2 protein-coding genes and 1 pseudogene are annotated in these 2,687 nt (G+C 67.8%); 2 read left to right on the forward strand and 1 reads right to left on the reverse strand.

The window, feature by feature from the left end:
- Window positions 1–311, reverse strand: a 311-nt coding sequence (locus GJ631_RS18270; RefSeq protein ID WP_156710521.1) for a hypothetical protein, incomplete at its 3' end; no start/stop codon positions are given.
- A 159-nt stretch (window positions 312–470) separates the two neighbouring features.
- Here GJ631_RS18270 and GJ631_RS18275 point away from each other — a divergent pair.
- Together GJ631_RS18275 and GJ631_RS18280 are read left to right on the forward strand one after the other, a co-directional pair.
- Window positions 471–2,051, forward strand: coding sequence for a hypothetical protein (locus tag GJ631_RS18275; RefSeq protein ID WP_156710522.1), 1,581 nt, complete (start codon window positions 471–473; stop codon window positions 2,049–2,051).
- Between the two features lie 74 nt (window positions 2,052–2,125).
- Window positions 2,126–2,687, forward strand: a pseudogene (locus tag GJ631_RS18280) (hypothetical protein); the annotation flags it as partial.

Here is a 2,687-nt window from a genome sequence, read left to right on the forward strand (position 1 = left end):
CCCCCTGCTCCGCCGTCACCGCCGGCTTCCGCCCGTGGTTCGGCGGCGGGCGCGTCCGCCGAGGTGGTCCGTGCGGCCGACGCTTGCACCTGGTCGCCGAGACCGCCGTACCCTGACGTGGCCTCGGCTTCTCGGAGATACGCGCGGAACTCCTCCGGTGAGTCGAACGTCGAGACGGCATCGTTTTCGGGTGATTCAGTCGGCTCGGTGGCGTCGGTATCGAGTACGACCGCGCCGACGGTTCCGCCGACGAGCAGGACCCCGACGACGACGGCCAGTTGCGCCATCGATAGCGAACCGATTCGCGTCATACCACCTCTGTTCCCCGTCGAACGGATAATGTGTTACCGTAGAACAAAGAGCGGTTTTACCTACTCGCCGCCGCTGTCCTCGGTAGGTCCACGGCAAGTTACAACGACGAAAACGAGAGTAATACTTAGGGTGTATCGTTGAGGAACGAAAGTTGTCAGATGGACCCTGCTGACACGCCCACCACGACCAGACGAACCGCCCTGAAGACGCTTGGCGTCGGCTTTACGACGCTCGCTGTGGCCGGAACCGCCGCGGGGTCGTCGCTGTCGGTGACGACCGATTGGGCCGACAAGTACGGCGACACCGAGTGGATACTCGGCGGCACGCTCGACGCCCTCGGCGACGCGACTGAGGCGTACTGCTACTTCGAACTCCGGCCGGAAGGCGACGATGCGTGGACGACAACGGAGGGGACGACGCTCTCCCAACCGGAGTCCTACACCGCCACCACCGGCACGGTTGAGCCGGGCGTGACCTACGAGTATCGTGCGGTCGCCGAGACGAGCAGTGGCCGCGTTACCGGTTCGACGGACACGTTCTACGCGTACGTCTCGCCGACGCTGACGACCGGCGACGTGACGGCACTCGAAGAAGACCGGGCGACCGTCACCGCCACCCTAGAGGACCTCGGCAGCGCCGACAGTTGTGCGGTGTGGTTCAGCTACCGCGTCAGCGGCGGGTCGTGGCAGGAGACCGACCGACAGACGCTCTCCTCGCCCGGCGAGTTCGCCGCCGACCTCACCGGTCTGAGCGCCGACACCGAATACGAATACCGGGCGCGCGCGGAGGGTGACGACGGTACCTACGGTTACGGCGGCGGTCGGACGTTCACGACCGATACACTGCTGGGCGTCACAACCGATGCCGTAACTGCGCTCGATGAGAACGCCGCGACGCTCGAAGGGACGCTGACCGACACCGGGGGTGCAGACAGCGTTTCGGTCGGATTCACGTACTACGACCTCGCCACCTCCACGGGCTACCGCGTCGACGCCGGCGAACTGACCGCGAACGGCTCCTTCGAGGCCCGGGTCTCCGACCTCGACCCCGAGACGGACTACGAGTTCCGCGCCACCGCGACCGGCAGCGACGGCGACAGTGCCCGCGGCGACGCGCTTCGGTTCACGACCGACTCGTTGCTCGGCGTCGAGACGGCCGGCGCGACCGATATCGAGCCGACAGCGGCGACGCTCACCGCCGACCTCACCGACCTCGGTGACGCCGACTCGGTGGACGTGACCTTCGAGTATCGCCGTGTCGGGGCCGATGCCTGGGTCGACGGCGGCGTCGAAACGGTTTCCACCACCGGGACGGTCAGACGGCGCGTCGACGGCCTCGACGACGACACAGACTACGAGTACCGTACAACGGCGACCGCCAGCGACGGCGACGCCGACGCTGGCGGAACGGCGACGTTCACGACGCCGGTCGGTAACGAGGCGCCGACCGTCGAGTCGCTGTCCGCATACGACTCCTCGCCGCCGAACCCGCATGCGGAACTCAACGCCGAGTGGACCGTCGCCGACGCCGACGGCAACCTCGCGTCTGTCGACGTGACCATCCGCGACTCCGCCGGACGGAGCGTCTACACCGACACGAGGCGGGTCAGCGGTGGCGAGGCGAGCGGCAGCGAGTACACCGAAATCAAGAAAGGTGACGGCGAGAGCTACACCGTCTCCGTCCTCGTCACCGACTCCGACGGGGCGACCGGGAGCGACGAACTGTCGTTCCGAGCCTGAAGGACGCTTCGGCGGGTCCAGCCGGCATCCACGTTTATACCTCTGCCGGCCCTACCCAAACCAGTGAGGTATCCATGACCGGAACACAGGGGGCGAGGGTGCTCACCGTGTCGGGGTCGGCCGACGGTCCGACGGCCGCCATCGAGGGTGAAGGGTCGTTCGCCGTGCTCACGGCGACGGATGCGGCCGGGGCGCTGACTCGACTCGAGGAGGCCGACTGTGTGGTGGTGGTCGACGATGCGGACCTCGACGCGGTCGGGGTGCTGGAGGCGGTTCGGGAACGCGACACCGACGTTCCTGTCGTCGTCGTGGCGGACGACGAGACGGTCGCCAGCCGAGCGGTCGCCGCCGGCGTCGACGAGTTCGTACCGAAGACGACATCCGACGCCGAGCGCCGACTGCTCGAGCGACTCCGGGCGGCACTGGAGGGGGCGGCCGCCGCTCCGGACCGACGGCGCCGCCCGGATGCCCATCGAAAACCTCGGCGTCCGCGAGGAACTCCGGCTGAAGGAGCGAGCCATCGACGAGGCGCCGGTCGGCGTCGACCATCGCCGACGCCGACCGCCCAGACGACGCCGATGGTGTACATCAACGACGCCTTCGAGCGGCTGACGGGCTACTCCGAAAGAGCGCGTA

The organism is Natronomonas sp. CBA1123, assembly GCF_009741925.1.
Lineage (GTDB): Archaea > Halobacteriota > Halobacteria > Halobacteriales > Haloarculaceae > Natronomonas.